Origin of the sequence: Streptomyces sp. NBC_00102, assembly GCF_026343115.1 — a bacterium.
In the GTDB taxonomy this organism is placed as follows: Bacteria; Actinomycetota; Actinomycetes; order Streptomycetales; family Streptomycetaceae; genus Streptomyces.
Genome location: NZ_JAPEMC010000001.1, coordinates 930,029 through 953,522, shown reverse-complemented (window position 1 = coordinate 953,522; position 23,494 = coordinate 930,029). Strand labels below are relative to the sequence as shown.

17 protein-coding genes, 3 rRNA genes and 1 pseudogene are annotated in these 23,494 nt (G+C 67.3%); 15 read left to right on the top strand and 6 right to left on the bottom strand.

Features of this window, described 5'->3' with window-relative positions; translation table 11 throughout:
• Positions 1 to 15 precede the first annotated feature (15 nt).
• The 3 genes from OHA55_RS04265 to OHA55_RS04255 all read left to right on the top strand — a co-directional run bounded on the left by OHA55_RS04265 (position 16) and on the right by OHA55_RS04255 (position 1,130).
• The gene (locus OHA55_RS04265; protein ID WP_266702916.1) at positions 16 to 132 is read left to right on the top strand and encodes an SGM_5486 family transporter-associated protein; all 117 of its coding nucleotides are present in this window, start codon (positions 16 to 18) and stop codon (positions 130 to 132) included.
• 168 nt (positions 133 to 300) lie between these two features.
• Complete coding sequence (locus tag OHA55_RS04260) at positions 301 to 507, top strand: hypothetical protein (protein WP_266702915.1); 207 nt, start codon at positions 301 to 303, stop codon at positions 505 to 507.
• A gap of 101 nt (positions 508 to 608) precedes the next feature.
• Entirely contained in the window at positions 609 to 1,130 is a 522-nt protein-coding gene (locus OHA55_RS04255) for a histidine phosphatase family protein (protein WP_266702914.1), read from the top strand.
• 124 nt (positions 1,131 to 1,254) lie between these two features.
• Here OHA55_RS04255 and serB read toward each other — a convergent pair whose 3' ends face one another.
• Complete coding sequence (gene serB / locus OHA55_RS04250) at positions 1,255 to 2,511, bottom strand: phosphoserine phosphatase SerB (RefSeq protein WP_266702912.1); 1,257 nt, start codon at positions 2,509 to 2,511, stop codon at positions 1,255 to 1,257.
• Positions 2,512 to 2,771: 260 nt separating this feature from the next.
• Between serB and OHA55_RS04245 the strand changes: the two genes are divergently transcribed.
• Positions 2,772 to 5,330 carry an FHA domain-containing protein gene (locus OHA55_RS04245; protein WP_266710410.1) on the top strand — a complete coding sequence of 853 codons (2,559 nt, stop codon included), beginning with the start codon at positions 2,772 to 2,774 and terminating at the stop codon, positions 5,328 to 5,330.
• Positions 5,331 to 5,464: 134 nt separating this feature from the next.
• Here the strand turns inward: OHA55_RS04245 and OHA55_RS04240 are convergent, their stop codons facing one another.
• The gene (locus tag OHA55_RS04240; RefSeq protein WP_266702910.1) at positions 5,465 to 6,241 is read right to left on the bottom strand and encodes a transglycosylase SLT domain-containing protein; all 777 of its coding nucleotides are present in this window, start codon (positions 6,239 to 6,241) and stop codon (positions 5,465 to 5,467) included.
• A gap of 474 nt (positions 6,242 to 6,715) precedes the next feature.
• Between OHA55_RS04240 and OHA55_RS04235 the strand changes: the two genes are divergently transcribed.
• Positions 6,716 to 7,861, top strand: coding sequence for a GAF domain-containing sensor histidine kinase (locus OHA55_RS04235; protein WP_266702908.1), 1,146 nt, complete (start codon positions 6,716 to 6,718; stop codon positions 7,859 to 7,861).
• Positions 7,854 to 8,498 (top strand): response regulator transcription factor, encoded by a 645-nt coding sequence (locus OHA55_RS04230; RefSeq protein WP_266702906.1) that lies wholly within the window; start codon positions 7,854 to 7,856, stop codon positions 8,496 to 8,498. The genes OHA55_RS04235 and OHA55_RS04230 overlap by 8 nt, the downstream gene beginning before the upstream one ends.
• 58 nt (positions 8,499 to 8,556) lie before the next feature.
• Here the strand turns inward: OHA55_RS04230 and OHA55_RS04225 are convergent, their stop codons facing one another.
• Entirely contained in the window at positions 8,557 to 9,345 is a 789-nt protein-coding gene (locus OHA55_RS04225; protein WP_266702904.1) for a hypothetical protein, read from the bottom strand.
• A 145-nt stretch (positions 9,346 to 9,490) separates the two neighbouring features.
• On the opposite strand from OHA55_RS04225, the gene OHA55_RS04220 reads away from it, so the two are divergent.
• From OHA55_RS04220 to OHA55_RS04205, 4 genes are all read left to right on the top strand, one after another.
• Complete coding sequence (locus OHA55_RS04220; protein ID WP_266702902.1) at positions 9,491 to 10,288, top strand: ABC transporter ATP-binding protein; 798 nt, start codon at positions 9,491 to 9,493, stop codon at positions 10,286 to 10,288.
• Between the two features lie 142 nt (positions 10,289 to 10,430).
• On the top strand, positions 10,431 to 10,856 hold the full coding sequence (locus OHA55_RS04215) for an NfeD family protein (RefSeq protein ID WP_323180365.1): 426 nt from the start codon (positions 10,431 to 10,433) through the stop codon (positions 10,854 to 10,856).
• A 132-nt stretch (positions 10,857 to 10,988) separates the two neighbouring features.
• Entirely contained in the window at positions 10,989 to 11,933 is a 945-nt protein-coding gene (locus tag OHA55_RS04210; RefSeq protein WP_266702898.1) for an SPFH domain-containing protein, read from the top strand.
• Between the two features lie 164 nt (positions 11,934 to 12,097).
• Positions 12,098 to 12,865: a sulfite exporter TauE/SafE family protein gene (locus OHA55_RS04205; RefSeq protein ID WP_266702897.1), complete on the top strand. Its 768-nt coding sequence runs from the start codon at positions 12,098 to 12,100 to the stop codon at positions 12,863 to 12,865.
• A 141-nt stretch (positions 12,866 to 13,006) separates the two neighbouring features.
• On the opposite strand, the gene OHA55_RS04200 is transcribed toward OHA55_RS04205, so the two are convergent.
• The 3 genes from OHA55_RS04200 to OHA55_RS04190 form a co-directional block, all read right to left on the bottom strand.
• Positions 13,007 to 13,513, bottom strand: a complete 507-nt coding sequence (locus OHA55_RS04200) for an HNH endonuclease (protein WP_266702895.1) — start codon at positions 13,511 to 13,513, stop codon at positions 13,007 to 13,009.
• Between the two features lie 141 nt (positions 13,514 to 13,654).
• The gene (locus tag OHA55_RS04195; RefSeq protein WP_266702893.1) at positions 13,655 to 14,188 is read right to left on the bottom strand and encodes a YbhB/YbcL family Raf kinase inhibitor-like protein; all 534 of its coding nucleotides are present in this window, start codon (positions 14,186 to 14,188) and stop codon (positions 13,655 to 13,657) included.
• Positions 14,189 to 14,353: 165 nt separating this feature from the next.
• Entirely contained in the window at positions 14,354 to 15,136 is a 783-nt protein-coding gene (locus OHA55_RS04190) for a sporulation protein (protein WP_266702891.1), read from the bottom strand.
• An 88-nt stretch (positions 15,137 to 15,224) separates the two neighbouring features.
• On the opposite strand from OHA55_RS04190, the gene OHA55_RS04185 reads away from it, so the two are divergent.
• From OHA55_RS04185 to OHA55_RS36465, 5 genes and pseudogenes are all read left to right on the top strand, one after another.
• The gene (locus tag OHA55_RS04185; RefSeq protein ID WP_266702889.1) at positions 15,225 to 15,866 is read left to right on the top strand and encodes a DNA-3-methyladenine glycosylase; all 642 of its coding nucleotides are present in this window, start codon (positions 15,225 to 15,227) and stop codon (positions 15,864 to 15,866) included.
• Positions 15,867 to 16,547: 681 nt separating this feature from the next.
• Positions 16,548 to 18,073 (top strand): 16S ribosomal RNA (locus OHA55_RS04180).
• A 307-nt stretch (positions 18,074 to 18,380) separates the two neighbouring features.
• Positions 18,381 to 21,507, top strand: a 23S ribosomal RNA gene (locus OHA55_RS04175).
• Between the two features lie 109 nt (positions 21,508 to 21,616).
• A 5S ribosomal RNA gene (gene rrf / locus OHA55_RS04170) occupies positions 21,617 to 21,733 on the top strand.
• Together the 16S, 23S and 5S rRNA genes form the textbook arrangement of a ribosomal RNA operon.
• A gap of 930 nt (positions 21,734 to 22,663) precedes the next feature.
• A pseudogene (locus OHA55_RS36465) lies at positions 22,664 to 23,305 on the top strand (tetratricopeptide repeat protein); the annotation flags it as partial.
• Between the last annotated feature and the right edge of the window lie 189 nt (positions 23,306 to 23,494).

Here is a 23,494-nt window from a genome sequence, read left to right as displayed (position 1 = left end):
TGCGAGACTTGCCCCATGCCAGTGCTCGATCCGAATCCCCAGAACGGCCAGAAGAAGCTTCTCCTCGTCCTCGGGGCCATGCTTCTCATCACTCTGATCATCGGAGTCATCGCCTCCGTCTTCTCCCCCTGACGCCGTTCCGGGCGGCCCCGGGGCCGGTCTCCCGGCGGATGGTGGGGACAGCCCCACCATCCCCTAGGGGGTCAGGTTCAGGGTCGAGTGGGTGGGTCACCGGATGGGCGGCGGGCCCGCCCTTCCGTAGGTTCTGAGTAAAGGAACCCACGACCCCCGGAGGCGGACATGCAGGCCCGTACGAACCCCCGGCCCGCGCGCGGACCGGCCACCGGGTCACCGGCGCGACTGCCCTGGTGGGCCGTCGTGCTGCCGGTGCTCGCGTTCGCGGCGCTGCTGCTCGTGATGACCGACCCGGAACAGGCGCACGCCGCGTCCGCCGACCCCGGATTCGGGCGGTTCGTCGAGCGCGCCCTCGATCAGTTGTCCTACTGAACGGCCGTTCCGGCCCCTGCCCGGCCCTCCCTGTCACCCCTGGCGGTCGAGCCCGTCAACACCCTGCGCCCGGGGCCACAATTCGTGCGAAGCTGAACGGCATGAGCGTCGACACACCTCGCAGGATCGTTCTTCTCCGGCACGCGAAGGCGGAATGGTCGCAGGCCCCCTCCGACCACGAGCGACCGCTGGCCGAGCGCGGACGCAAGGACGCGCCCGTGGCCGGACGCAGGCTCGCGGGCTCCGGCATCGACTTCGACCTTGCCCTGTGCTCGACCGCCGCCAGGACGCGGGAGACCTGGAAGCTGGCGGTCCACGAGTTCGAGCAGCGCCCCAAGACCCTGTACGAGGAGCGGCTGTACGACGCCTCCCTCGGCGAACTCATCGCCCTCTTCAACGAGACCCCCGACGAGGTGCGCAACCTGCTCGTCATCGGCCACAACCCCGGGATGCACGGAGCGGCGGACGCCCTCGCGGGCTCCTCGGAAGGCGATGTGCTGGCCCGGATGACCAGGGACGGCTTCGCGACCGCTGCCTTCGCCGTCCTGGAGTTCCCCGGCACGTGGAAGAGCGTCGAACTCGGTGCCGGCAGGCTCACCGACTACTGGACGCCGATCGACTGACCCGGTTCCGCCCGTGCCTGCGGCAGGGCCCCGGCACGCGCTCGACGCGTACCGGGGCCCTGTCGTCCGTTCGTGGGAAGCGAATGCCGGTGTTCCCAGGCGCCCGGCGCGTCCGCAGCCTTTCTCAGGCGCCCGGCGCGTCCGCCGCTTCGACCTCTTCGCGGGTGATGCCCAGCAGATAGAGCACGGTGTCCAGGAACGGCACGTTCACCGCCGTGTGCGCCGCCTGCCGGACGACCGGCTTGGCGTTGAACGCCACCCCGAGACCGGCCGTGTTGAGCATGTCCAGATCGTTGGCACCGTCCCCGATCGCCACCGTCTGCACCAGCGGAACGCCCGCCTGCTCGGCGAAGCTGCGCAGCAGACGGGCCTTGCCGGCCCGGTCCACGATGTCGCCGACGACCCGTCCGGTGAGCTTCCCGTCGACGATCTCCAGGGTGTTGGCCGAGGCGAAGTCCAGCCCGAGCCGCTCCTTGAGGTCGTCCGTGACCTGGGTGAACCCGCCCGACACGACGCCGACTTGATAGCCGAGCCGCTTCAGCGTACGGATGAGGGTGCGGGCCCCGGGGGTCAGCCGCACCTCGGCGCGCACCTTCTCCACCACGGACTCGTCGAGTCCGGCCAGCAGGGCGACCCGGGCGTGCAGGGACTGCTCGAAGTCCAGCTCCCCGCGCATCGCCTGCTCGGTCACCGCGGCGACCTCCTTCTCGCAGCCCGCGTGCGCGGCGAAGAGCTCGATCACCTCGTCCTGGATCAGCGTGGAGTCCACGTCCATCACCACCAGGCGCTGGGCCCGACGGCTCAGGCCCGCCGACATCACCGCCACGTCCACACCGATCTGCGCGGCGCCGACCGCGAGCGCGGTCCGCAGCTCCTCGGTGCCCGCTCCGGAGACCGCGAACTCGACGGCGGTCACCGGGTACTTCGCGAGCCGGAAGATCCGGTCGATGTTGGCGCCGGTCGAGGTGATCCTGGCCGCTATGGCGGCGGTCGACTCCGCGGTCAGCGGGTTGCCCAGCACGGTCACGTGGGAACGGCCGTCGCCGCGCGGGCGGTTGTCGCCCGTACCCGAGATGATCTCGGCCTGGAGCTTCAGGGATTCGGCCCAGCTGTGCACGGTCGCCCGCAGATCGCCCTCGGTGGTGCCGCCGGCGGTCGGCGCGGTCACCAGCGCGCACAGCACGATCCGGCCACGGGTGACGACCTGCTCGATGTCCACGACGTCCACCGCGTAGGCGGCGAGCGTGTCGAAGAGCCCGGCGGTGATGCCGGGGCGGTCCTTCCCGAAGATCTTCACGAGAAGAGTGGGGGAGTCGCTGCCCGGACGGGACCCAGGGAGCTCGGAGGACGAGGAAGACTGAGGTGGCTGCGATGCGCTCATGGTGGTTCCACCGTATCGGTCGCCGTCGGAGCCCCGGCAGGCCGTCCCGAGTTGCGGACACCCGGGCGCCCGTCCCCTGCGTACCGTCCCGCGAACCGACCTTCGGGCCTCCTCGGGCCCTCTTGGGCCGCCGCCGGGCGGTCCCCGCCCCAACAGGGCAGGCTGCCCGGCTTTCGGATCGGGGAGTGTCCCTGGAATAGTGCCCCCCGATGTTCAGCATCCCTGGGCTCCCCGCGGCGGGGGCGAATCGGGGGACGAAAGTGGGGCGCGGAGTGCCGGAACTCGTACTGGAACTGAATGGCAGAACCTGGACGCTCGATCCGTCCAGGTCGTACACGCTGGGACGTGATCCACAGGGGGACATGACGTTCGAAGACGCCCGGGTGTCGTGGCGGCATGCCACGATCGGCTGGAGCGGACAGAGCTGGTTCGTCGAGGACCACGGCAGCACCAACGGCACCTATGTGCACGGTAACCGCGTGCAGCGGACGGATATCGGCCCCGGTACCGAGGTACGGCTCGGCAACGCCAACGACGGCCCGAGGATCGGCCTCACCGCCGCCCCGGCTCCGCAGCGGGCGCAGGCCGGACCGGCCCAGCAGGCGGCGCCGTACCAGCAGTCCGCCCCGTACCAGCCCCCGGCGCCGCAGGCCCCGTACCAGCAGCAGCCGGCCCCGTACCAGCCTCCCGCCCCCGCGCCGCAGCAGCCCTGGCAGCAGCAGCCGCAGGACCAGGGGGCCCAGGGCGGGGTGGCGAGGGTCCCGCACCAGCAGGGTCCCGCCGCGGGTGCCGGGAGGCCGGTGCACAGCGACCGCAGCCCCACCACCTTCCACCAGCTCGCGCTGGGGCGGGTCATGCGCATCGGCCGCGCCCTGGAGAACGAACTCGTCGTCTCGGACCTCCAGGTCTCGCGTCTCCACGCCGAGTTCCACGCGACCCCCGACGGCCGCTTCGAGATCCGCGACCTCGGCTCGCACAACGGCACGTACGTCAACGGCCAGCAGCTCCAGAAGTCCGGCTCCGCCTTCCTCGGGCCGAACGACATCGTCGGCGTCGGCCACTCCACCTTCCGGCTGGTCGGAGACCGGCTGGAGGAGTTCGTCGACACCGGTGAGGTCTCCTTCTCCGCCCGCCACCTCACGGTGACGGTCGACGGCGGCAAGCAGATCCTCAGGGACGTCTCCTTCGGTGTACCCGAGAAGTCACTGGTCGCGGTGATCGGCCCGTCCGGCTCCGGCAAGTCCACCCTGCTGAAGGCGCTCACCGGCTACCGGCCCGCCGACCAGGGCGACGTCCTCTACGACAACCGTGACCTCTACAAGCAGTTCGCCGAGCTGCGCCAGCGCATCGGGCTCGTCCCGCAGGACGACATCCTGCACAAGGAACTCACGGTCACCAAGGCGCTGAAGTACGCGGCCAAGCTCCGCTTCCCCGCCGACACCACCGCGGCCGAGCGCCAGGCCCGCATCCACGAGGTCCTCGCCGAGCTGAAGCTCGACATCCACAAGGGCAAGAAGGTCACTTCCCTCTCGGGCGGCCAGCGCAAGCGCGTCTCGGTCGCCCTGGAGCTGCTGACCAAGCCGTCGCTGCTGTTCCTGGACGAGCCGACCTCGGGTCTCGACCCGGGCATGGACCGCGACGTGATGCAGCTGCTGCGCGGCCTCGCCGACGACGGCCGTACGGTCCTCGTCGTCACCCACTCCGTCGCCGAGCTGGCGATCTGCGACAAGCTCCTCGTCATGGCACCCGGCGGCGCGGTGGCGTACTTCGGTCCGCCGGAGGAGGCACTCAACTTCTTCGGCTACGACACCTGGGCCGACGTCTTCTCCGCGTTCGAGAACTACCGCGACTACGACTGGGCCGGCCGCTGGCGCGGCTCCCAGCACTACCAGCTGTACGCGGCCGACATCGACGCCGTCGCCGCGCAGCCCGTCCACATGGCTCCGCCGCAGCAGCTGCGCCCGCCCAAGCCGCAGGGCTGGCTGACCCAGCTGTGGACCCTGATCCGCCGGTACGTCTCGGTCATCGCGTCCGACAAGGTCTTCCTCGCCCTGATGGTCGCGCTCCCCGCGGTCCTGGGTGTCGTCAGCGTGATCATCCCGGCGAAACTCGGCCTGGCCCCGCCCGCCGATCCCCGCAAGTTCAACACCAAGGCAGGGACGATCCTGCTGGTCCTCGCGGTCGGCATGTGCTTCTCCGGCGCGGCGAACTCCGTACGAGAACTGATCAAGGAACGCGTCATCTACGAACGGGAACGGGCCACCGGCCTCTCCAGGTCCGCGTACCTGATGTCCAAGGTCTTCGTCCTCGGGGTGATCACGGCACTCCAAGGCGTCATCATCTGCGCCATCGGCCTCTCCACCCGGCAGCTGCCCGACGAGGGGCTCGTCATGCCGCCGGCAGTCGAGATCTGTGTGTCGATCATGGCGCTCGGGTTCACCTCGATGATGGTCGGCCTGGTCATCTCCTCGCTGGTGAAGACCGCGGAGATGACCATGCCGCTGCTCGTCATGTTCGCGATCGTGCAGGTCGTCTTCACCGGGGTGCTCTTCCAGCTCTTCGGGGCACCCGGCCTGGAACAGTTCGCCTGGCTGATGCCGTCCCGCTGGGCCGTGGCCGCGGCCGGAGCCACGCTCGACCTCTCCCACGTCATGCCGCCGTGGGACCCCGACCACCCCACCGATCTCGACCCGCTCTGGGAGCACACGACGGGCGTGTGGGCCACCGACCTCGCGGTGTTGCTGGCGCTCGGCGTCATCTGCTGCTTCGTGGTCGCGCGGCTGCTGCGCCGCCACGAGCCCGAGGTGATGCGCAAGTAACGGCAGCCCCTGCGGCCGGGCCGTGCCCGGGTACGCGAACGCGCCGGAGGGCGGCACCCCGAGCGGGGTGCCGCCCTCCGGCGGTTTCGGTCGTGCTCAGGCCCAGCGCCCGCGGTCGTGCCGCGAGGAGCCGGTCAGTACGCGCTGTCGACGTTGTCGATCGAGCCGTACTTGTCGGCCGCGTAGTTGGCCGCGGCGGTGATGTTGGCGACCGGGTCGTACTGGCTGTGGACCGTGCCCGCGACGTGGTAGTAGTCGAAGGTCGGCTTGATGATCTGCAGCAGACCGATCGACGGGACGCCGTTCTGGGCGTTGATGTCCCAGTCGTTGATGGCCTGCGGGTTACCGCTGGACTCGCGGATGATGTTGCGGTGCAGCCCCTCGTACGTACCGGGGATGCCCTTCTCCTTCATGATCGCGAGCGACTCCTGGATCCAGCCGTTCAGGTTGTTCGCGTAGACCGGCTTCCGCTCGGCGGAGCGGCTCGCGGTCTCGCCGGACGAGCGCTTCGCGGCGTCGGCCTTCGCGCGGTCCGCGGCCTTGACCTTCGCCTCGGCCGCGGCACGCTCCGCCGCCTTGGCGTCGGTCAGCGCCTTGGCGTCGGCCACGGCCTTCTTCCGGGCGGCCTCGTCCTTCGCCTTGGCGGCGTCGGCGGCCTTCACCAGCTTGGCGGCGGTGGTGTTCTGCTCGATCACGCTGTCCTGCACAGCCTTGGCCCGGGCCGAGTCGGCTCCGGAGGCGAAGACGACCGGGGACGCCGCCAGGGAGGCGTTGGTGCTCTCGGCCTGCGCGTTGCTGGGAACCAGCGAGAACGTCAGGGCGGCGACACCCAGCGCGGAGACGCCGGCGACGGAAAGCTTCTGCGTCTTGTTCAGACGACGGGTTCGGTCAAATATGCGGGACGCGGACATGCAGACGTACCTCTTCGAGTCGTGGGTGCCCCTTGCGGGACACGGAGACGGAGAGTGGCGGTGCGCCTCTCTGTCAGGGGGACGAGAGCAATTCTTAGCGACCGCAAAATGCCATGGCAAAGGTGTGACGTACGAAGCCGGGTAGTGGATCAGAGTCTTATGTCCGTTTCGTGGAGGCCGGTCATGACCGGCTAAATCGCCCCTATTCATCCACTAACGGGCTTCGTACGTGACGTGAGTCCTATGCGTGGGCTCACATGGTCGAACCATGGATCTCACTGCGCGTTGCAGAAGCAACTCATAGTGTCAGGGGCTGTCGCGGACGGTGCGAAGGGCTCCCGGAGCCGGACGGGCAGAGGGCGCGCGCCGTTGCCGGGCCCGGCTTCCGGGCCCTGGGACCTACGCCCGAAGACCCCGGTCAGCGCCGTCCACAGGCCGATACGGGCCCCGCGCGCCGCCGGTACCGTGAGGCGTATGAGCCACCTCCGACCGTCCGGTCTCGCCGCCGTGAGCGCCGCACTGCTCGCGATGAACCGGCAGCTGGACATGCGCGACGTCCTCAAGACGATCGTCGCCTCCGCCCGCGAGCTGCTCGACGCCGAGTACGCGGCCCTGGGTGTGCCCGACGACCACGGGGGCTTCGCCCAGTTCGTCGTCGACGGCGTCAGCGACGAACAGTGGAAGGCGATCGGCCCGCTGCCCCGGCAGCACGGCATCCTCGCCGCGATGCTCCACGAGGCGAAGCCCGAGCGGCTCGGCGACGTCCGCAAGGACCCCCGCTTCGGCGGCTGGCCCGAGGCCCACCCCGACATGTCGGACTTCCTCGGCCTGCCCATCCAGGACGGCGACGAGACCATCGGCGCCCTCTACCTCGCCAACAAGAAGTGCCCCAAACCCGAGGGAAGCTGCGGCTTCACCGCCGAGGACGAGGAACTCCTCTCGATCCTCGCCCAGCACGCCGCCATCGCCCTCACCAACGCACGCCTCTACGAACGCAGCCGCGAGCTCACCATCGCCGAGGAGCGCTCGCGCCTCGCGCACGAGCTGCACGACGCCGTCAGCCAGAAACTCTTCTCCCTGCGTCTGACCGCGCAGGCCGCCGCCGCCCTGGTCGACCGCGATCCCGCCCGCGCCAAGGGCGAGCTCCAGCAGGTCGCCGCCCTCGCCGCCGAGGCCGTGGACGAACTCCGCGCCGCCGTCGTCGAGCTCCGCCCCGCCGCACTCGACGAGGACGGCCTCGTCGCCACCCTGCGTACCCAGGTCCAGGTCCTCGACCGGGCCCAGAGCGCGAGCGTCACCTTCGAGAGCCACGGCGTACGCGCACTGCCCGCCGCCCAGGAGGAGGCGCTGCTCCGGGTCGCCCAGGAGGCCCTGCACAACGCGCTGCGCCACTCCGGCGGCCACCGCGTCACCGTCGCCCTGACCCGGCACGGCCCGGCCACCGTGCTGCGGATCACCGACGACGGCCAGGGGTTCGACCCCACGGCCGTCCGCGAGGCAGGCCGGCACCTCGGCCTCGTCTCGATGAGCCACCGCGCGCACAGCGTCGGCGGCACCCTCAGCGTGCAATCGGCGCCCGGAAAGGGCGCCACGATCGAGATGGAGGTCCCCGGTGGCTGACAAGACCATCCGCGTGCTGCTGGTCGACGACCACCAGGTGGTACGCCGCGGGCTGCGCACCTTCCTGGAGGTGCAGGACGACATAGAGGTCGTCGGAGAGGCCTCCGACGGCGCGGAGGGGGTCGCCCAGGCCGAGGCGCTCCGCCCCGACGTGGTGCTGATGGACATCAAGATGCCCGGCACGGACGGCATCGAGGCGCTGCGCAAGCTCCGCGAGCTGGCCAACCCCGCACGGGTCCTCGTCGTCACCAGTTTCACCGAGCAGCGGACCGTCGTCCCCGCACTGCGCGCCGGAGCCTCCGGATACGTCTACAAGGACGTCGACCCCGACGCCCTGGCCGGCGCCATCCGCTCCGTCCACGCGGGCCACGTCCTGCTCCAGCCCGAGGTGGCCGGGGCGCTGCTCGCCCAGGAGGACACCGGCGGCGGTACGGGCCGCGGCACCACGCTCACCGAGCGCGAGCGCGAGGTGCTCGGCCTCATCGCGGACGGCCGGTCCAACCGTGAGATCGCCCGCGCGCTGGTGCTGTCCGAGAAGACCGTCAAGACCCACGTCTCGAACATCCTGATGAAGCTGGACCTCGCCGACCGCACCCAGGCCGCCCTCTGGGCCGTACGCCACGGAATGGCGGGCTGACCCGGGCGGCCGGCTCCGGTACCGGGCCGGGCCGACCGGGGCGGGGTCCGACGGGTGCCTACCGCCGCCCCCGCTCGCCCTCCTCCACGTACGCGTTGTACGCGGCCACCTGCGCCCTGCGCGCCACCCGCTCCACCGGACGCAGTGCCTCGCCCCGGGCCGCGATCTCCGAGGCGCTCACCGCGCCGCCGTGCCCGTTCTCGTGCGCCAGCGTGATCAGCAGCCCCACCCGCTGGGCCAGCTCCAGCACGCGTACCGCCCGCGGCGGGTACCCCGGCGCCAGCACCTCGCGCCCGCGCTCCGCCCGCGCGCGGTAGGCGTCCACGGCCGCCTCCGCCACCGGCCCCGAGCCCGCCACGTCCAGCCGGGACAGCAGCGCCGTCGCGTCCCGCAGGGCCTCCGCCAGCTCCCTCTCCGCCTCGCCCAGCGACGGCACGTCCGCCGGCGGAGCCTCCCGTACGGGTGTCACCCGCCACACCACCTCGACGTGCAGATCGCCCGGCGGCCCCGCCTCCGTCACCTCCGGCACCAGCCCGTACGCGGCCCCGGAGGCCACCACCGCCTCCCCGGTCTCCAGCGCCCGGGCGTTGAACTCCGGCGGACCGCTCAGCCCCAGCGGGTGCCCGGGGGCCGGCAACGCCACCCGGTAACCCGTCACCCCCAGCCCCCGCAGCCGCCCCAGCGCCAGCGTGAGCCCGACGGGCCCCGCCTCACCGGGCAGACCCTCGACGCGGTGCACCGCGTCCTCTCCGACGATCGCGTCCGCCGCGTCGTCCGGTGACACGAGACCGGCGAGCAGCGCGTTTCCCCAGGCGGCAAGAAGCCCTGAGCGTGGTTCCGAAAGCATGGGAACAGCCTAAGAGCTGCCGTGCGCTCCCCGGCGGGAACGGACCTCGCGGCCGGAGCACTCCCGGGGTGGCGTAAGTTTTGCGTGGGAGCTGTGCCCTCCGGCACGCGACGATCTCGACACTGCATGGGGAGACAACGCGCTCATGAGCGATGTACTGGAGCTGGTGGACGTATCCGTGGTCCGCGACGGACGCGCTCTGGTGGAAGACGTCTCCTGGTCGGTCAAGGAGGGGGAGCGCTGGGTCATCCTCGGCCCGAACGGCGCCGGTAAGACGACGCTGCTCAACATCGCCTCCAGCTACCTCTTCCCCTCCACCGGCACCGCCACGATTCTCGGCGAGCGGCTCGGCGGCGTCGGCACCGACGTGTTCGAGCTCCGTCCGCGCATCGGCATCGCCGGTGTCGCCATGGCCGACAAGCTCCCCAAGCGCCTCACCGTCCTGCAGGCCGTCCTCACCGCCGCGTACGGCATGACGGCGACATGGAACGAGAACTACGAGGAGGTCGACGAACAGCGCGCCCGCGCCTTCCTCGACCGGCTCGGCATGAACGACTACCTCGACCGCAAGTTCGGGACTCTCTCCGAGGGCGAGCGCAAGCGCACCCTGATCGCCCGCGCGATGATGACCGACCCCGAGCTCCTCCTGCTCGACGAGCCTGCCGCCGGACTCGACCTCGGCGGACGCGAGGACCTGGTACGCCGCCTCGGCCGCCTCGCCCGCGACCCGTACGCCCCCTCCATGATCATGGTGACCCACCACGTCGAGGAGATCGCGCCGGGATTCACCCACGTCCTGATGATCCGCCAGGGCAAGGTGCTCGCCGCCGGCCCCATGGAGACCGAGCTCACCTCGCGCAACCTCTCGCGCTGCTTCGGCCTCCCGCTCGTCGTCGAGCACCAGGGCGACCGCTACACCGCGCGTGGACTGCCGCTGTCCTAGGACGGTGTCCCGGGCGGTGCCGGGACGGTGACCGGGCGGCGTCCTGGGCGGCGTCCGGCCGATCAGGGCCGGAAACCACCTGACCGGATCCCGCCCCACAGGGCCCCTGTCCCCGGAGCACATGCGGTCCTACCATGACGACATGGACGCGTGGGTGTGGTGGCTGATCGCGGCGGTGGGGCTGGGCATTCCCCTGGTCCTCACCGCCATGCCCGAGTTCGGGATGTTCGCCGTGGGCGCCGTCGCGGGCGCGATCGTCGCCGCCCTAGGCGGCGGCATCGTCGCGCAGGTGCTGGTCTTCGTCGTCGTCTCCGTCGCACTGGTCTCCGTGGTGCGGGTCGTCGCCGCGCGCCACCGGGGTGACGGCCCCCAATTCTCCTCCGGAATCGACGCGTTGAGGGGGCGACGGGCCGTCGTGCTCGAACGCGTCGACGGCGGGGGCGGCGGACGGGTCAAGCTGGCAGGGGAGATCTGGTCGGCCCGCGCGCTCGACGAGACCCAGAGCTTCGAGCCGGGCCAACAGGTCGACGTCGTCGAGATCGACGGGGCCACCGCCGTCGTCATGTGACCGAACCGGCCACGCGGCAGGGCGAGTTCTGCGACACTCGAAGTCGATCATGTCGACTCGCCCGGTCAGTCACAGTGAGAGCGCGACCCGATCACCAGGATCCGTCGGCTACCGAAGGGCTTGAGGCACACGATGCAACCGGTCATCATCGTCCTGATCATTTTGGTGGTGCTCGTCTTCATCGCCCTGATCAAGACGGTCCAGATCATCCCGCAGGCCAGCGCCGCCATCGTCGAGCGATTCGGGCGCTACACCCGCACGCTCAACGCGGGGCTGAACATCGTCGTCCCGTTCATAGACTCCATCCGCAACCGCATCGACCTCCGCGAGCAGGTCGTGCCCTTCCCGCCGCAGCCGGTGATCACCCAGGACAACCTGGTCGTCAACATCGACACGGTCATCTACTACCAGGTGACGGACGCCCGCGCCGCGACGTACGAAGTCGCCAGCTACATCCAGGCGATCGAGCAGCTCACCGTCACCACCCTGCGCAACATCATCGGTGGCATGGACCTGGAACGGACCCTGACCTCCCGCGAGGAGATCAACGCGGCGCTGCGCGGAGTACTCGACGAGGCCACCGGCAAGTGGGGCATCCGCGTCAACCGCGTCGAGCTCAAGGCCATCGAACCGCCCACCTCCATCCAGGACTCGATGGAGAAGCAGATGCGCGCCGACCGTGACAAACGCGCCGCGATCCTCACCGCCGAAGGCATCCGGCAGTCCCAGATCCTCACCGCCGAGGGCGAGAAGCAGTCCTCGATCCTGCGCGCCGAAGGTGACGCCAAGGCCGCCGCACTGCGCGCCGAGGGCGAGGCCCAGGCCATCCGGACGGTCTTCGAGTCCATCCACGCGGGGGACCCCGACCAGAAGCTCCTCTCGTACCAGTACCTCCAGATGCTCCCGAAGATCGCCGAAGGCGACGCCAACAAGCTCTGGATCGTCCCCAGCGAGATCGGCGACGCCCTCAAGGGCCTCAGCGGCGCCTTCGGCAACCTCGGCGGCGGAGTCCCGGGCTTCGACACCGGCGGTCCCCGCCACAGCAAGGAGCGCCGCGAGGAGCCCCCGGTCGACTGAGGCCGCCCCTCCGCACGTACGCGCACCCGGCCCGGAGCGCGGCCGGACGGTGGAACTCCCCTTCACGGGGCCCCCGTCCGACCCGCTCCGGGCTTCGTGCATGATCGGTGCGGCACCCCGACCTTCATGGCGGGGATGCGTCACCGATCACCGAAGGAGTGGCCTTGTCCCTCTGGGAAATGCTCGCCGTCCTCGCCGCCGGCACCGCCGCGGGAACGATCAACACCATCGTCGGATCAGGCACGTTGATCACCTTCCCGGTGCTGCTCGCCGTCGGCCTGCCACCGGTCACCGCCACCGTCTCCAACGCCCTCGGGCTCGTCCCCGGCTCCGTCAGCGGGGCGATCGGATACCGCGAGGAACTCAAGGGCCAACGTTCACGCGTCATCAGACTGGGCATCAGCTGCCTGATCGGCGGGCTCGCCGGTGCCACCCTCCTGCTGGCCCTGCCCTCCACCGCCTTCGAGACGATCGTCCCGGTCCTCGTCACCCTCGCCCTCGTGCTGATCGTGCTCCAGCCACGCATCACCAGGGCCGTACAAGGCCGCCGTGAACGCCACGGAACCCCGGCCCGCCCCGAGGGCGGCCCGCTGCTCGCCGTCGGCCTCCTCCTCGCCAGCATCTACGGCGGCTACTTCACCGCGGCCCAGGGGATCATCTACCTCTCCCTGATGACCATGCTGATCGACGACACCATCCAGCGCCTCAACGCCGTCAAGAACGTCCTGGCCGCCATCGTCAACAGCGTCGCCGCACTCTTCTTCCTCTTCGCCGCCGACTTCGACTGGACCGCGGTGCTCCTCATCGCCGTCGGCTCCACCATCGGCGGCCAGATCGGCGCACGGGTGGGCCGCCGCCTCAGCCCCACCGTGCTGCGCGGCCTCATCGTGGCGGTGGGAATCTGCGCCCTCGTCCAGCTGCTGCTCCGCTGACACGCGGAAGCCCGCCTCCCCCATGGAGACGGGCTTCCACGTACGCCATCGGGCGTACGCCGATCGGACTCGGCCGGCGAACTCAGGTCTCCCGCGGCGGACGTGCGCCACCCGGCAGGGAGGTGTGCCTCCCGCGACGGGTCAGGCGGCGGTACGGTCCAGCCAGGCCGGCAGCGACGAACGGTCCGCCGACGCCATCGCCAGCAGCATCGCCTCGGCCGGCGAGGGGACGAACGGCTGCCGCAGCAACGGCATCTCCGCCTGCTCCGGCGTCCGGGCCGCCTTGCGGTGGTTGTCCTCCGCGCAGGAGGCCACGGTGTTCAGCCAGGTGTCCTGACCGCCCTGGGCACGCGGCACGACATGGTCCACGGTGGACGCCCGCCCTCCGCAGTACGCGCAACGGTGCTGGTCACGTATGAGGACCCCCCGTCTCGACCACGGCGCCTGTCTTCGGAAGGGCACGCGTACGTACCTGCAGAGCCTGATCACACGGGGCACCGGGATGTCGACGGCGGCACCACGCATCCGGAGGCCGGGATCCGCCTGCTCGACGACCGCCTTGTCCGTCAGGACGAGGACCACCGCACGATTGAGGGTCACCGTCGACAGCGGTTCGAAGCTCGCGTTGAGGACCAGCGTGTCACGCATCCTGCCCACCTCCCTTGTGCCGCCCGCCCCCCGGCGGGCCCGGACCAACTCTGGCTGGGCGGGCCGTGTGGGACAACGCAATAAAAAGTGCCCTGCCCAGATCTCTCCAAGACCGGGGCAGGGCAAACGGGAGAAGAACGCTCAGCTTTCGGGAGACGCGTACTCACCGATCAGCTGCGCGCGGCCCAGCGTGTGGAAACGCAGATTGAATCCGACCACGGCCGGAGAGGAATCGGCGTCCGCGCCGAGCTTCTCCGTGTCGACGGCGTACACGGTGAAGACATAGCGGTGGTTCTCGCCGGCCGGCGGAGCCGCTCCGCCGAAGTCCTTCGTCCCGTAGTCGTTGCGTGCCTGTACGGCCCCTTCGGGCAGTCCGGCGAAAGCACCGGTGCCCGCGCCGGCCGGCAGCTCGGTGACCGAGGCCGGGATGTCGAACAGCGACCAGTGCCAGAAACCGCTGCCGGTGGGCGCGTCCGGGTCGAAGCAGGTCACGGCGAAGCTCTTCGTGCCGGCCGGGAATCCCTCCCAGCGCAGCTGCGGGGAGGTATTGCCCTCCGCGTACACCTGCGCGTCCGCCAGCACGGCACCCGGCGCGACGTCGTCACTCGTGACGGTGAACGCGGGCACCTCGGGGTGGAAGTCGTGGGGGAGCGGGGCCCTTTTCGCCTCGGTCACATCAGCACCTTTCTTCTGGACCGGTCCCGGTGGGCACTCCACCGGGACCGGGACGTCTCCCACGGATCATGCCGGACACCCGTCGGAGCTCGGGCACGACCCGGCGGACGTCCGCCGCGGGAGAGGCATCGAGCGCTGGTCCGGCCATGACCGGCCGGACGCCGCTCACAGCCAGTTGCGCTGACCGCCCACCTGGGCGAGCCACTGGTTGAGGTACGCGGCCCAGTCCGTCTGGTGGAAGTCGTCGAAACCGACCCGGAAGGCGCGGTACGAGTCGCTGCCCTCGCTGAACAGCCCTGCCTTCTTGTCCATCTCCAGGATCACGTCCATCTCGCGGTCGTCGGCGACGAAGGACAGCTCGACCTGGTTCAGGCCGCGGTACTGCTGCGGCGGCACGAACTCGATCTCCTGATAGAACGGCAGCTGCTGGCGCGTCCCCCGGATGTGACCGCGCTCCATGTCCGCGCTGCGGAAGCGGAAGCCGAGCTGTCCGAACGCGTCCAGGATCGCCTGCTGGGCCGGGAGCGGGTGGACGTTGATCGGGTCCAGGTCACCGGAGTCCAGCGCGCGGGCGATGTCCAGCTCGGTGGTCACGCCGATGTTCATGCCGTGCAGGTTCTGCCCGGCGAACGTGGTGATCGGCGTCTCCCACGGGATCTCCAGCCCGAACGGCACCACGTGGACGGCTCCGGCCTGCACCTCGAACGCGCCGCCGAGCTTCAACTTGGTGAACTCGATGTCCTGCTTGAACTCCTGGTCGTTGCCCTCCACCTCGACCCGCGCCTGCAGGCCGACCGAGAGCCCCTGGATCTGCTGGCTGACGGAACCGCCCTGGACGCGCACCTCGCCCTGGACGACGCCACCGGGGACGACGTTGAGCTCGATGAGCTCCGTCTCCACCGACGCGCCGCCGGCGCCCATGCTCGCGAGCATCCGCTTGAAGCCCATGGTTTCTCCTTATAGGTGTCTGACCCCTACATACGCGCCCTGACGGTAGCCGGTTCCCCCCATGGTTCCGCCAGTACCCTCGGTCGCCATGGACGCCGCCCCGGACCGTACGCCGCTGACGCGGGATTTCTTCGACCGCGACGTCCTGGACGTCGCCCCGGACCTGCTCGGCCGCACCCTCGTGCGCCGTACGGCCGACGGGCCCATCGAGCTACGCCTGACCGAGGTGGAGGCGTACGCGGGCGAGATCGACCCCGGTTCGCACGCCTTCCGCGGCAGAACGGCCCGCAACGGCGTGATGTACGGCCCGCCGGGCCACGCGTACGTCTACTTCACGTACGGGATGTGGCACTGCTTGAACCTGGTGTGCGGTCCGGAGGGGTGGGCGAGTGGGGTGCTGCTGCGGGGCGGTGAGATCCGTGTCGGCGCCGATCTGGCCCGTCCCCGTCGACTTTCGGCCCGGAACGACCGAGAACTGGCCAAAGGGCCGGCTCGTCTGGCGACTGCCCTCTCCATCGACCGGGTGCTCGACGGAAGCGACGTCGTCGGCGGCCCGCCGGAGCCGATGTCCGTCCTGTACGGAACCCCGCCACCTCGTGACCAGGTGCGGAGCGGTCCGCGTACCGGAGTGGGAGGCGACGGCGCCCATCAGCCCTGGCGCTTCTGGATCGACGGCGACCCGACCGTGAGCCCCTACCGCGCCCATGCCCCGCGGCGTCGCCGGACTTGACGCGGCCTCGGGCGACCCCTAATGTGGTCCGAGCCGCTTTACACGGGTGCAGTTGTCGGACCGGTCCTCCGGGCCATGCCGACCGACCCCGAGGCGGCCAACCACTACCTTCGATCCACCCTGGCGGGTGCGAATTCGGCGTGTCCGAATTTCGCTTCGAACGCTCGATTATGAGTCGTCAAGGAAATGGACTACGGTGGTGGAACGCCGAAAGGAAGCCAATAAGGCAACCGTGAGGCAAAGGCCCCCGACAGGCCGCCGGAATCAAACTCGGACCGGAAACGGAACGAAAAGAGTCTGGTAGAGTCGGACTCGCCGGAAAGGGAAACGCGAAAGCGAAGAACTGGAAAGCGAAAATCGTTTGACCCGCTTCGACCGGGAATCGGACACGAAAGAGTCTGATAGAGTCGGAAACGCAAGAACGAAGGGAAGCGCCCGGAGGGCCCCGGTGAAACGGGACCGAAGGAAGCGTCCGTTCCTTGAGAACTCAACAGCGTGCCAAAAGTCAACGCCAGATATGTTGATACCCCGGCCTGCTTCGGCAGGTTGGTGGTTCCTTTGAAAAGTCCTACCGGCCTTAGCGGTCCGGTGGGCAACAACAGCGAGGACGCTGTGAACGACCGGTCATATTCCGACCTGGTCGTTCCGCTCTCGTGTTGTGATCCCGATTACGGGAAAACATTCACGGAGAGTTTGATCCTGGCTCAGGACGAACGCTGGCGGCGTGCTTAACACATGCAAGTCGAACGATGAAGCCTTTCGGGGTGGATTAGTGGCGAACGGGTGAGTAACACGTGGGCAATCTGCCCTTCACTCTGGGACAAGCCCTGGAAACGGGGTCTAATACCGGATAACACTCTGTCCCGCATGGGACGGGGTTAAAAGCTCCGGCGGTGAAGGATGAGCCCGCGGCCTATCAGCTTGTTGGTGGGGTAATGGCCTACCAAGGCGACGACGGGTAGCCGGCCTGAGAGGGCGACCGGCCACACTGGGACTGAGACACGGCCCAGACTCCTACGGGAGGCAGCAGTGGGGAATATTGCACAATGGGCGAAAGCCTGATGCAGCGACGCCGCGTGAGGGATGACGGCCTTCGGGTTGTAAACCTCTTTCAGCAGGGAAGAAGCGAAAGTGACGGTACCTGCAGAAGAAGCGCCGGCTAACTACGTGCCAGCAGCCGCGGTAATACGTAGGGCGCAAGCGTTGTCCGGAATTATTGGGCGTAAAGAGCTCGTAGGCGGCTTGTCACGTCGGATGTGAAAGCCCGGGGCTTAACCCCGGGTCTGCATTCGATACGGGCTAGCTAGAGTGTGGTAGGGGAGATCGGAATTCCTGGTGTAGCGGTGAAATGCGCAGATATCAGGAGGAACACCGGTGGCGAAGGCGGATCTCTGGGCCATTACTGACGCTGAGGAGCGAAAGCGTGGGGAGCGAACAGGATTAGATACCCTGGTAGTCCACGCCGTAAACGTTGGGAACTAGGTGTTGGCGACATTCCACGTCGTCGGTGCCGCAGCTAACGCATTAAGTTCCCCGCCTGGGGAGTACGGCCGCAAGGCTAAAACTCAAAGGAATTGACGGGGGCCCGCACAAGCAGCGGAGCATGTGGCTTAATTCGACGCAACGCGAAGAACCTTACCAAGGCTTGACATATACCGGAAAGCGCCAGAGATGGTGCCCCCCTTGTGGTCGGTATACAGGTGGTGCATGGCTGTCGTCAGCTCGTGTCGTGAGATGTTGGGTTAAGTCCCGCAACGAGCGCAACCCTTGTTCTGTGTTGCCAGCATGCCCTTCGGGGTGATGGGGACTCACAGGAGACTGCCGGGGTCAACTCGGAGGAAGGTGGGGACGACGTCAAGTCATCATGCCCCTTATGTCTTGGGCTGCACACGTGCTACAATGGCCGGTACAATGAGCTGCGATGCCGCGAGGCGGAGCGAATCTCAAAAAGCCGGTCTCAGTTCGGATTGGGGTCTGCAACTCGACCCCATGAAGTCGGAGTTGCTAGTAATCGCAGATCAGCATTGCTGCGGTGAATACGTTCCCGGGCCTTGTACACACCGCCCGTCACGTCACGAAAGTCGGTAACACCCGAAGCCGGTGGCCCAACCCCTTGTGGGAGGGAGCTGTCGAAGGTGGGACTGGCGATTGGGACGAAGTCGTAACAAGGTAGCCGTACCGGAAGGTGCGGCTGGATCACCTCCTTTCTAAGGAGCATCTAGGCTCTGTAATGGGGTCGAGGGCCACTTCGTCGGCAAATGTTCGACGGTGGTTTGCTCATGGGTGGAACGTTGACTATTCAGCATCTGGGGTTTCTCCGGATCGCAAGTACTGCTCTTCGGGGCGTGGAAAACGATCGGGTCGAATTCCGAATGCTGGGCACGCTGTTGGGTGTCTGAAGGTATGGCCGTAAGGCTGCCTTCGACGCCGGCCCCAGTGCACTCGACCTACTCGGTCGGGGTGATGGGTGGCTGGTCGTTGCTTGAGAACTGCACAGTGGACGCGAGCATCTGTGGCCAAGTTTTTAAGGGCGCACGGTGGATGCCTTGGCACCAGGAACCGATGAAGGACGTGGGAGGCCACGATAGTCCCCGGGGAGCTGTCAACCTAGCTTTGATCCGGGGGTTTCCGAATGGGGAAACCCGGCAGTCGTCATGGGCTGTCACCCGCTGCTGAACACATAGGCAGTGTGGAGGGAACGAGGGGAAGTGAAACATCTCAGTACCCTCAGGAAGAGAAAACAACCGTGATTCCGGGAGTAGTGGCGAGCGAAACTGGATCAGGCCAAACCGTATGTGTGTGATACCCGGCAGGGGTTGCGCATGCGGGGTTGTGGGATCTCTCTTTCACAGTCTGCCGGCTGTGAGACGAGTCAGAAACCGTTGATGTAGGCGAAGGACATGCGAAAGGTCCGGCGTAGAGGGTAAGACCCCCGTAGCTGAAACATCAACGGCTCGTTTGAGAGACACCCAAGTAGCACGGGGCCCGAGAAATCCCGTGTGAATCTGGCGGGACCACCCGCTAAGCCTAAATATTCCCTGGTGACCGATAGCGGATAGTACCGTGAGGGAATGGTGAAAAGTACCGCGGGAGCGGAGTGAAATAGTACCTGAAACCGTGTGCCTACAAGCCGTGGGAGCGTCGCGCATCAAGCTTGCTTGGTGCGTCGTGACTGCGTGCCTTTTGAAGAATGAGCCTGCGAGTTAGCGGTGTGTAGCGAGGTTAACCCGTGTGGGGAAGCCGTAGCGAAAGCGAGTCCGAATAGGGCGATTGAGTTGCACGCTCTAGACCCGAAGCGGAGTGATCTAGCCATGGGCAGGTTGAAGCGGAGGTAAGACTTCGTGGAGGACCGAACCCACCAGGGTTGAAAACCTGGGGGATGACCTGTGGTTAGGGGTGAAAGGCCAATCAAACTCCGTGATAGCTGGTTCTCCCCGAAATGCATTTAGGTGCAGCGTCGTGTGTTTCTTGCCGGAGGTAGAGCACTGGATAGGCGATGGGCCCCAACGGGTTACTGACCTTAGCCAAACTCCGAATGCCGGTAAGTGAGAGCGCGGCAGTGAGACTGTGGGGGATAAGCTCCATGGTCGAGAGGGAAACAGCCCAGAGCATCGACTAAGGCCCCTAAGCGTACGCTAAGTGGGAAAGGATGTGGAGTCGCAGAGACAACCAGGAGGTTGGCTTAGAAGCAGCCACCCTTGAAAGAGTGCGTAATAGCTCACTGGTCAAGTGATTCCGCGCCGACAATGTAGCGGGGCTCAAGCGTACCGCCGAAGTCGTGTCATTCCAGCACATACCCCCAACGGGGGCTGGGATGGGTAGGGGAGCGTCGTGTGCCGGGTGAAGCAGCCGCGGAAGCGAGTTGTGGACGGTTCACGAGTGAGAATGCAGGCATGAGTAGCGATACACACGTGAGAAACGTGTGCGCCGATTGACTAAGGGTTCCTGGGTCAAGCTGATCTGCCCAGGGTAAGTCGGGACCTAAGGCGAGGCCGACAGGCGTAGTCGATGGACAACCGGTTGATATTCCGGTACCCGCTTTGAAACGCCCAGTACTGAATCAGGCGATGCTAAGTCCGTGAAGGCCGGCCCGATCTCTTCGGAGTTGAGGGTAGTGGTGGAGCCGATGAACCAGACTTGTAGTAGGTAAGCGATGGGGTGACGCAGGAAGGTAGTCCAGCCCGGGCGGTGGTTGTCCCGGGGTAAGGGTGTAGGCCGTGTGGTAGGCAAATCCGTCACACATTAAGGCTGAGACCTGATGCCGAGCCGATTGTGGCGAAGTGGATGATCCTATGCTGTCGAGAAAAGCCTCTAGCGAGTTTCATGGCGGCCCGTACCCTAAACCGACTCAGGTAGTCAGGTAGAGAATACCGAGGCGTTCGGGTGAACTATGGTTAAGGAACTCGGCAAAATGCCCCCGTAACTTCGGGAGAAGGGGGGCCATCACTGGTGATTGGATTTACTCCATGAGCTGGGGGTGGCCGCAGAGACCAGCGAGAAGCGACTGTTTACTAAAAACACAGGTCCGTGCGAAGCCGTAAGGCGATGTATACGGACTGACGCCTGCCCGGTGCTGGAACGTTAAGGGGACCGGTTAGCTGACTTTCGGGTCGGCGAAGCTGAGAACTTAAGCGCCAGTAAACGGCGGTGGTAACTATAACCATCCTAAGGTAGCGAAATTCCTTGTCGGGTAAGTTCCGACCTGCACGAATGGCGTAACGACTTCTCGACTGTCTCAACCATAGGCCCGGTGAAATTGCATTACGAGTAAAGATGCTCGTTTCGCGCAGCAGGACGGAAAGACCCCGGGACCTTTACTACAGTTTGATATTGGTGTTCGGTTCGGCTTGTGTAGGATAGGTGGGAGACTTTGAAGCGGCCACGCCAGTGGTTGTGGAGTCGCCGTTGAAATACCACTCTGGTCGTGCTGGATGTCTAACCTCGGTCCGTGATCCGGATCAGGGACAGTGTCTGATGGGTAGTTTAACTGGGGCGGTTGCCTCCTAAAGAGTAACGGAGGCGCCCAAAGGTTCCCTCAGCCTGGTTGGCAATCAGGTGTTGAGTGTAAGTGCACAAGGGAGCTTGACTGTGAGACCGACGGGTCGAGCAGGGACGAAAGTCGGGACTAGTGATCCGGCAGTGGCTTGTGGAAGCGCTGTCGCTCAACGGATAAAAGGTACCCCGGGGATAACAGGCTGATCTTCCCCAAGAGTCCATATCGACGGGATGGTTTGGCACCTCGATGTCGGCTCGTCGCATCCTGGGGCTGGAGTCGGTCCCAAGGGTTGGGCTGTTCGCCCATTAAAGCGGTACGCGAGCTGGGTTTAGAACGTCGTGAGACAGTTCGGTCCCTATCCGCTGTGCGCGTAGGAATATTGAGAAGGGCTGTCCCTAGTACGAGAGGACCGGGACGGACGAACCTCTGGTGTGCCAGTTGTCCTGCCAAGGGCATGGCTGGTTGGCTACGTTCGGAAAGGATAACCGCTGAAAGCATCTAAGCGGGAAGCCTGCTTCAAGATGAGTATTCCCACCCCCTTTGAGGGGTTAAGGCTCCCAGTAGACGACTGGGTTGATAGGCCAGATGTGGAAGCCCGGTAACGGGTGGAGCTGACTGGTACTAATAGGCCGAGGGCTTGTCCTCAGTTGCTCGCGTCCACTGTGTTGTTCCCGGGTTGCGAACAGTCGCTTCCGGTTGAACAGTTTCACTACTTAATTGAAAAGTGTGCTTGTTCGCTAGAACCCGATAGGGTTTCGGTGGTCATTGCGTTAGGGAAACGCCCGGTTACATTCCGAACCCGGAAGCTAAGCCTTTCAGCGCCGATGGTACTGCAGGGGGGACCCTGTGGGAGAGTAGGACGCCGCCGAACAATCTTTCAAGGACCCTTGGTCCCAGCGTTCACGCTGGGACCAAGGGTCCTTTTGTTTTCCCGAAGCGCGTCGTTAGGTCGGCTGCGCGAGAATGTTTGCAGTACCCAAAGACAGGAGTCGTACCCATGTCCACCAACTCTCCCGACGATCGTCCGGATCGCGAGCCGCGTCGCCGGGACGGTGGCGACAGGGCCGGCTTCCGCGGCGGTCGTGACGACCGCTCCGCCGCCCCGCGCCGTGACAATGACCGTGGCGGTTTCCGTCGTGACGACAACCGTGGTGGTTCCGGTTCCGGTTCGGGTGGCGGTTTCCGCCGTGATGACCGTGGTGGTTCCGGCACCGGCGGTGGCTTCCGCCGTGACGACAACCGTGGTGGTTCGGGCTCCGGTTCGGGTGGCGGTTTCCGTCGCGACGACCGTGGCGGCTCCGGCTCCGGCGGTGGCTTCCGTCGCGACGACAACCGTGGTGGTTCGGGCTCCGGTTCGGGTGGCGGCTTCCGTCGCGACGACCGTGGCGGCTCCGGCTCCGGCGGCGGCTTCCGCCGTGACGACAACCGTGGTGGTTCGGGCTCCGGTTCGGGTGGCGGTTTCCGTCGCGACGACCGTGGTGGCTCCGGCTCCGGCGGTGGCTTCCGCCGTGACGACCGTGCCCCTCGCCGTGACGACGACCGTGGTGGTTTCCGTCGTGATGACAACCGTGGTGGTTCGGGTGGCGGCTTCCGTCGCGACGACCGTGGTGGCTCCGGCACCGGCGGTGGATTCCGCCGTGACGACAACCGTGGTGGCTCCAGCACCGGTGGTGGATTCCGCCGTGATGACAACCGTGGTGGCTCCGGCTCCGGCGGTGGATTCCGCCGTGATGACGACCGTGGTGGCTCCGGCTCCGGTGGCGGCTTCCGTCGCGACGACCGTGGTGGCTCCGGCTCCGGTGGCGGCTTCCGTCGCGACGACCGTGGTGGCTCCGGCTCCGGCGGTGGCTTCCGCCGCGATGACCGTGCCCCCCGCCGTGACGACGACCGTGGTGGGCGTCCCGGTGGTTTCGAGCGCCGTGACGACCGTCCCTCCGGTGGCGGCTTCCGTCGTGACGACCGTGCCCCTCGCCGCGATGACGACCGTGGTGGGCGTCCCGGCGGTTTCGAGCGCCGTGACGACCGTCCCTCCGGCGGTGGCTTCCGTCGTGACGACCGTGCCCCCCGTCGTGACGACGACCGTGGTGGCTTCCGTGGTCAGCGCGATGACCGCGGTCCTCGCCGCGATGACGACCGTGGTGGGCGTCCCGGTGGTTTCGAGCGTCGTGACGACCGTCCGCGCGGCCCGCGTCGCGACGACGACCGTCCCTCCGGTGGCGGTTTCCGTCGTGACGACCGTGCCCCCCGTCGTGACGACGACCGTGGTGGCTTCCGTGGTCAGCGCGATGACCGCGGTCCTCGCCGCGATGACGACCGTGGTGGGCGTCCGGGCGGTTTCGAGCGTCGTGACGACCGTCCGCGCGGCCCGCGCCGTGACGACGACCGTCCCTCCGGTGGCGGCTTCCGCCGCGACGACCGTGGCGGCTCCGGTTCGGGTGGTGGCGGCTTCCGCCGTGACGACCGTGGACCGCGCCGTGACGACGACCGCGGGGGCTTCCGCGGCCAGCGCGACGACCGCGGCGGCTACCGGGGACGGGACGACCGTGGCGGCTACCAGCGCGACGACCGTGACCGCGACCGCGAGCCCATCAAGCGGCTGCCCATCCCCGACGACGTCACGGGCTTCGAGATC